The sequence below is a fragment of the Nocardiopsis lucentensis DSM 44048 genome (assembly GCF_000341125.1).
GTDB classification, from domain to species: Bacteria; Actinomycetota; Actinomycetes; order Streptosporangiales; family Streptosporangiaceae; genus Nocardiopsis; species Nocardiopsis lucentensis.
Window position 1 is genome coordinate 1 of record NZ_ANBC01000706.1, and the last position, 6,550, is coordinate 6,550.

Genomic DNA, 6,550 nt, shown 5'->3' on the forward strand with positions numbered 1-6,550 from the left:
CAGGCCGACCGTGACGGCGAGCGTGGCACCGAAGGGGACCCGCCGCCGCAGGTAGAGGTATCCGGCGCCGACCCCGGAGAGGTTGAGCAGCGCGGCCCGCAGCGCCGTGGGAGAGGCGAACAGCCCCATCCGGGGCGGCCGCGGATCCTGCGGGGGCCGCTCATCCGGTTCCGGCTGCGGGGACGGATCGGAGGGAGGAGGTGGTGAAGTCATGGGGGATCTGGGGTCGGGGGATGGGACGTCCGGCGCGCACGGAACCGGAAGGGGGAGCGACATCCCCTTCCCCGACATTATCCGCGTACGGGACGGCCCGGGACGGACGCTCGGTCCGCCCCGGGCCACCGACGCGTCACTCCACGAGGTAGAAGCAGCTCTGGTACTCGTTGCCGCCGCTGAGGTTCACCGTGCCGTGCATCGGCCGGGTCTTGCCCACCAGGACGAGCAGGACCCGGTACTCACCCGGCTCCAGCTCGACCCGTACGGCCTCCCCGCCGCGGTCGAAGCACGAGTTGCCGGACGGCGGCGAGCTGTAGTCCTCGCAGTCCTCACATCCGGCCGCGGTGATGTCGTCATGGACACCGTCCGGGCCGACGTAGAGAAGACGCATGTCGTAGGCGCTGTCGTTGGTGAAGTTCAGGACGGCCTGACCACCGCCCGCGCTGCCGGTGGACTGCACCTCGAGCGTGCTCTCCCCGCCGGCGCGCAGGAGGTCCATCTCCGCCTCGACCTGCGCGGCGCCCACGTGGCGGACCAGGTCCTCGACGTCGTCGGCCTCGTGGTCGGGGTACTCCGCGGCGAGGAAGTCGGTCATCTCCTCCGCGCGGTCGGCGTCCCCGCCGTCGACCTCGGCCCAACCGCACTGGCGCGCGGCCTCGGGGGCCTCGGCGTCGATCCGCTCGGCGACCGCGGGCGCGAGGGACCAGTCGAGGTCGGCGAAGACCCCGATCTGGTCGAACGCGTCGCACCAGAGCTCCTCGGCGTAGTCGGAGGTCCCGACCTCGTAGAGCTCGACCATGGCGTCGGGCACCCGCCCGGCCGCCTCGGTCCCCTCGTAGTCGACGGGGATGACGCTGTAGATCTCGTGGGCCCGCTGGAAGTCGTTCCGGATCTCGTCGGTGATCTCTCCGGTGTAGGCCTCGGCGGCCGCGTTCGCCAGACTCGCGGCGTGCGAGAGGTGGATGTCGGCCACCTCGCCGTCGGTGTCCTCCCACCGGGAGGCCGGGTGCGCGAAGTAGCTGTTGTAGGTGTCGAGGGCCTGGTCGTAGTCCTCGGACGACACCTGTCCCTGGGCCCGGGTGAGGATCCCGCACGCCTCGACGCCGGAGCGCGCGCGGTCCATCAGGGACGGCGACATGGAGAGCTGGAAACCGCCCTCGACCTGCTCGTAGATGCTGACGGCCCCGTCGCAGTCGCCCCGGGCGTGGGCGGCGTCGGCCACGCGCAGCCGCCACTCGCCCGCCTGCCACACACCGGCCAGCGCCGCGACCACCGCGACCACCAGGCCGACGGCGGTCAGCACGGGGGCGAGCCTCCTCGCGGGCTCGCCGCCCGCGGCCGTGGCGCGCTCGTCGTGGGAGCGTCCGGCGAACAGGCCGTGGACGCCCGCGGCGAGGAACCACACCAGGAGGACGGGCACCCAGATCAGCGGGTTGTCGGCGGCTCCGTGGAGGGCGGCACCGACCAGGAGACCGATGGTGACGACCAGCGCGACCCCGAAGAAGATCCACTGCCGCAGGTAGAGGTATCCGGCGCCGAACCCGGAGAGGTTGAGCAGCGCGGCCCGCAGCGCCGTGGGAGAGGCGAACAGCCCCATCCGGGGCGGCCGGGGCGGCGGAGCACCGAACTGCCCGGGCGGCATCCCACCGGGCGGCATCCCACCGGGCGGGGGACCGCCCATCCCGGCCGCGCCGACGGCCCCGGGGGGCGGCGAGCTGAACTGGGGGCCTGAGGGTGGTCCACCCGGAGCGGGCGCGAAGCCTCCGCCGGGCGGCTGCGGCGGCCCCTGCTGCGGGGGCGGCCCCGGCTGGGGCGGCTGGCCGGGCTGGGGCTGCTGCGGACCCGACGGGGGCTGCTGACCCGAGTACGGCGGCTGGCCGGGCTGAGGTTGTCCGGGAGGCTGCTGGGAGGGGTCGGAGGGAGGAGGTGGTGAAGTCATGGGGGCCCTGGGATCGGGAGGGGATGGGACGTCCCGCGCACGGGACCGAGACGGGGACCGATGTCCCCTTATCCCGACACTATCCGCGCATGGGGACGTCCTACCCCTGGAACCCCGGCCGGACCCGGCCAATCGTGACTCTGGGTCAGCTCCCGGACAGCGCCCGGCTGCGGTCGCGGGCGGCCTCGATGGCGTCGGTGAACGCGGTGCGCACGCCGTGGCGCTCCAGTTCGCGCAGAGCGGCCGCCGTGGTCCCGCCCGGCGAGGTCACGGCCTCGCGCAGGACCACGGGGTGCTCACCGGAGTCCGTGAGCATGGCGGCGGCCCCGGTCATCGTCTGCTCGACGAGCTTCTGCGCGGTGGCGCGCGGCATACCCATCGCCACCCCCGCCTCGACCATCGTCTCGGCGATGAAGTAGAAGTAGGCCGGTCCGCTCCCGGAGATCGCCGTCACGGTGTCCATGTGCTGCTCACCGACGCGGATCACCTCGCCGACGGCGCCCAGCAGGTCCTCGGCGCGGGCCAGGTGTGCTTGATCGGTGTTGGCGCCGCCCGCGATGGCGGTCATGCCACGGCCCATGAGCGCGGGGGTGTTCGGCATGGCGCGCACCACGGGAACCCCGACGGGCAGGTGGCTCTCCATCACGGAGGTGGTGAGCCCGGCCGCGACGGAGATGACGAGGCGGTCCGGGGACAGGTGGGGAGAGAGCTCCTCCAGCAGGTCCACCATGTCCTGCGGTTTGAGGGCGAGCAGCAGCGTGTCGGCGCGCTTGGCGGCGTCCGCCGAGGGGACCACCTCGACCCCGTACCGCTGGCGAAGCTCGTCGGCGTGCTCTACGCGCGGCTCGGTGACCAGGACGTCCTCCGGCGCGTGGCCGGTGGCCAGCATCCCGGCGAGGAGCGCCTCGCCCATTTTTCCGGCGCCGATGATCGCGATCATGAAGGTCCTCTCTGCGGGTCCCCTCCACGCTAACCGCACGGCCGCTCCGGTGCGGACGGGGCGTCTCACACCGTGGACGGTCAGTGGTCGCCGTCCGCGTCCCTTCCCCGGTCCGCGTCCTGGTCGTCGACGGTCCCCTGGGGGTCCACGGAGAAGTGTCGGGGCGGCGCGGCCGGTCTGCGGCGCAGGAGGGCGATGTGTTCGCGCCGGTCGCGCGGCCGGCCTCCGGCGTCGGTGGTGGGCCGGGCGAAGTGCAGCCGGGTGAAGGCCAGCGCCTCGGCCAGTTCCCGCATGCGGGCCCGGCGGTCGGGGGCCTTGCGGGTACTCACCTCCAGGACCAGCTGGCCCTCGTAGCCGTCGGCGGCCAGATACTCCAGGAGTTCGGCGACGGGCTGGCGGCCGCGTCCCGGGATGAGGTGTTCGTCGAGGTTCTGGCCGCCGAAGCCGTCGGCGACGTGGACGTGGGAGAGGCGGGCACCGAGCCGCTTGGCCATGTCCATCGCGTCGGAGCCGGACATGGCGGTGTGCGACAGGTCGAGGGTGACGTCGGCGTAGTCGCGGTCGAGCGGGTTCCAGCTCGGCGCGTAGGGCACGACCTCGCGGTCGCGGACGCGCACCGGGTACATGTTCTCCACGGCGAAGACGACGTCGGTCTCGTCCTGCATGCGGGCGACGCCGGTCTCGAACTCCTTGGCGTACTCGCGCTGCCAGCGGAAGGCGGGGTGGACCACGATCGCCTTCGCGCCCAGGGCCTCGGCCATCTCCTTGGACTTGACGAGCTTGCCCCAGGGATCGCGGCCCCACACGCGCTGGGTCAGGACCAGACAGGGGGAGTGGACGGCGGTGACGGGCATCTGGTGGTAGTCCGAGAGGCGCCGCAGGAGGTCGATGTCCTGGCTGGCGGGGTCGGAGGAGACGAGCACCTCCACGCCGTCGTAACCCAGCTTCGCGGCGATCTCGAAGGCGGCCGGGGTCTTCTCCGGGTAGACCGACGCCGACGAGAGCACGACGGGCGCGTCTGGGACCTGGATAGGGCTCACGAGACCCAGACTATGCGCTACCCGCCCCCGCGCGCCCCTCGCCGTCGGGACCACGGCGTGCCGCGCGCTCGGGGGTGACGGGTTCGACGAAGCGCGGTCAGCCGCGGGTCTAGGGTTCGAGCATGATCCACAGACGCCCCGTGATCCCCGGGGACGCGATCCCCAGCCCCAACATCTGGAAGCATCCGCACACCTACGAACTGGAGAACGACGCCGTCGACCCCGACGGGGTGATCGCCGCGGCCATGGAGCGCGTGCGGCCGATCGACGACGCCCACGTGCTGGACGTCGGTTGCGGGACCGGTTACCACCTGCCCGGGTTCGCCTCGCGGGCGCGGCGGGTCACGGGTGTGGAGCCGCACCCCCGGCTGGCGGAGGCGGCACGGGGGCGGGTGCGCGGTCTGGACCACGTCAGGGTGCTGGACGGGACGGCGCAGAACCTCCCCGTCCCCGACGCCACCGTGGAGGTCGCGCACGCCCGGTGGGCCTACTTCTTCGGCCCCGGGTGCGAGCCCGGTCTGGGCGAACTGGACCGGGTCATGCGGCGCGGCGGGGTCGCGTTCGTCATCGACAACGACGCCACCCGTTCCACGTTCGGCGTGTGGTTCCGGCGCTCGCTCCCGAGCTACGACCCCGGAGCCGTGGAGCGGTTCTGGACGGCGCACGGCTTCCACCGCGAGGCCCTGACGATGCGCTGGGAGTTCACGGACCGGCGTGACTTCGAGGCCGTGGTGCGGATCGAGTTCCCCGCCGCCCTGGCGGCCGAGATCATCGACTCCCACCGGGGACTGTCCGTGGACTACGCGGTCAACGTGTGGTGGAAGAGGTATTGAGAGGGGGAAGAGGCACCAGGGGCACGGGTGCCGGATCCGGATCGGTCATCCGCGGACGCCGGTGGTGGAACCGTCCGACGCGGTGGGCGTCACAGCCGTACCGCTCCGCCGAGGTCGTGGTGGAACACGTCGCGCTCGCGGACGTGATCGCCCGATTCGGGGGCGTCGATCATGCGGCCCCGGCCGAGGTAGATGCCGACGTGGTAGACGTAGCCCCCGCTGTCGGACCAGTAGACGAGGTCGCCGCGGCGGGCCTGTGAGTAGGGGATCCTGGTGCCCACCGCCACCTGGTCGTGGGCGATACGGGGCAGTTCGACCCCCGCCTGCCGGAAGGACCACTGGACGAGGCCGGAGCAGTCGAAGGCGTGCGGCCCGGTCCCGCCCCAGCCGTAGGGCGTGCCCTTCTTCGACTCGGCGGCTCTGATCGCCGTCTCGACCATCGGGGCGGACAGCCTCTGATGGACCCGGTCGGAGGGCGGGGCGGTTTCGGCGGCGGCCCCCAGAGCCGGTGCCGGGGCGAGCGCCGCGGCGAGTAGGAACGCGGTGGCGAGGGCGATCGCCCGCGCGGCGGTCCGCACGGGTACGGCCTGCCGCCCGGGACGACCCGGGCGGCAGGCCGGGATTTGCTCGTGGTGTCGGGAGTGACTCATGGGGTTCCCCGTTCGGATGTGTGGATGCCCCGTGCCGGGTCGGCCCCGGGGCGTTCCATCCCAACGGATCACCCTTCGTCGCTTTCGCGCGCGAACGAATCACCCTCTGTGATCAATTCGTCGTGCGATCACGGTAAAATTTCGCCGATAAAAGGTGCATATCAGTCGATCGACACCAGATTTCCTCTGCGGTTAACTACGTTAGGTGACGAAGGTCAGGCACCCAGCCGAGCCACGAGCCGCTCGGAGACGGCCACCATGCCCGCCTCGTTGGGGTGCACCGGCGCGGCCGTGTTCTCCGGGATCAGCCCCTCGACCCAGCGGCGGGACGACGACTGGCACACGTCGTGGCCGCGTTCGAGCACGTCGACGAACACGGCGCCCGACGCCCCCGACTCCTCGGCGATCATCTGGTTCAGGGCGCTCTGGACACCGTCCAGGTAGGCCACGTCGCCCCAGGCGATGGGCGTGCTCGGCCAGCAGCCCCGGCCCTCGGGGAGGATCTGGAGGTAACCGACGCTGACGACGGTCGCCCCGGGGCTGCGCTCGGCGATCTCGGCGTAGACGCCCGACACGTCGTCGCGCAGGTCCTCGATCCGCTGGTCGAGCTCGTCGCCGAAGTGGTCGGCGCACGGGCTCCCGATCGGGTTGCTCAGGCTCCGCTGGGCGCACTCCATCAGGACGTCGGTGAAACCGAAGTCATTGCCGCCGATCCCGACCGTCACCAGGTCGGTGTCCGGGGTGAGCGCGTCGAACTGCGGCGGGACGTCGGTCAGGTCGGTGTGCTGGGGCTCGCGCAGGTCCCGGATGACCGCGCCGGAGCAACTGGCGTCGGAGAACTCCGCGACGCCCAGCGCGTCGGCCGCCAACTGGGCGTAGTTGCTGGACGACCGGAGGCAACGGGGGTCGGAGCCGGGCGCGTACGGCGGGGG

Annotated in this window: 6 protein-coding genes; 1 reads left to right on the forward strand and 5 read right to left on the reverse strand. The window is 72.2% G+C overall.

The window, feature by feature from the left end; translation table 11 throughout:
- Positions 1-349: 349 nt before the first annotated feature.
- The 3 genes from D471_RS0124640 to D471_RS0124650 all read right to left on the reverse strand — a co-directional run bounded on the left by D471_RS0124640 (position 350) and on the right by D471_RS0124650 (position 4,135).
- Positions 350-1,813 (reverse strand): hypothetical protein, encoded by a 1,464-nt coding sequence (locus D471_RS0124640; RefSeq protein WP_017601082.1) that lies wholly within the window; start codon positions 1,811-1,813, stop codon positions 350-352.
- 487 nt (positions 1,814-2,300) lie between these two features.
- Complete coding sequence (proC, locus tag D471_RS0124645; RefSeq protein ID WP_017601083.1) at positions 2,301-3,095, reverse strand: pyrroline-5-carboxylate reductase; 795 nt, start codon at positions 3,093-3,095, stop codon at positions 2,301-2,303.
- Positions 3,096-3,175: 80 nt separating this feature from the next.
- Positions 3,176-4,135 (reverse strand): sugar phosphate isomerase/epimerase family protein, encoded by a 960-nt coding sequence (locus tag D471_RS0124650; protein ID WP_026128041.1) that lies wholly within the window; start codon positions 4,133-4,135, stop codon positions 3,176-3,178.
- Between the two features lie 122 nt (positions 4,136-4,257).
- Here D471_RS0124650 and D471_RS0124655 point away from each other — a divergent pair, with 122 nt between their 5' ends.
- Entirely contained in the window at positions 4,258-4,968 is a 711-nt protein-coding gene (locus tag D471_RS0124655; protein ID WP_017601085.1) for a class I SAM-dependent methyltransferase, read from the forward strand.
- A gap of 89 nt (positions 4,969-5,057) precedes the next feature.
- Here the strand turns inward: D471_RS0124655 and D471_RS0124660 are convergent, their stop codons facing one another.
- Positions 5,058-5,618 carry a C40 family peptidase gene (locus D471_RS0124660; protein ID WP_026128042.1) on the reverse strand — a complete coding sequence of 187 codons (561 nt, stop codon included), beginning with the start codon at positions 5,616-5,618 and terminating at the stop codon, positions 5,058-5,060.
- A 215-nt stretch (positions 5,619-5,833) separates the two neighbouring features.
- On the reverse strand, positions 5,834-6,550 hold a 717-nt coding region (locus D471_RS36000), incomplete at its 5' end, for an SGNH/GDSL hydrolase family protein (RefSeq protein ID WP_017601087.1).

Coding starts and splice junctions, on each gene's coding strand:
- D471_RS0124640 (WP_017601082.1), bottom strand. CDS start 1,813: ATGGGGCTGTTCGCCTCTCCCACGGCGCTGCGGGCCGCGCTGCTCAAC.
- proC (WP_017601083.1), bottom strand. CDS start 3,095: ATGATCGCGATCATCGGCGCCGGAAAAATGGGCGAGGCGCTCCTCGCC.
- D471_RS0124655 (WP_017601085.1), top strand. CDS start 4,258: ATGATCCACAGACGCCCCGTGATCCCCGGGGACGCGATCCCCAGCCCC.
- D471_RS0124660 (WP_026128042.1), bottom strand. CDS start 5,618: ATGAGTCACTCCCGACACCACGAGCAAATCCCGGCCTGCCGCCCGGGT.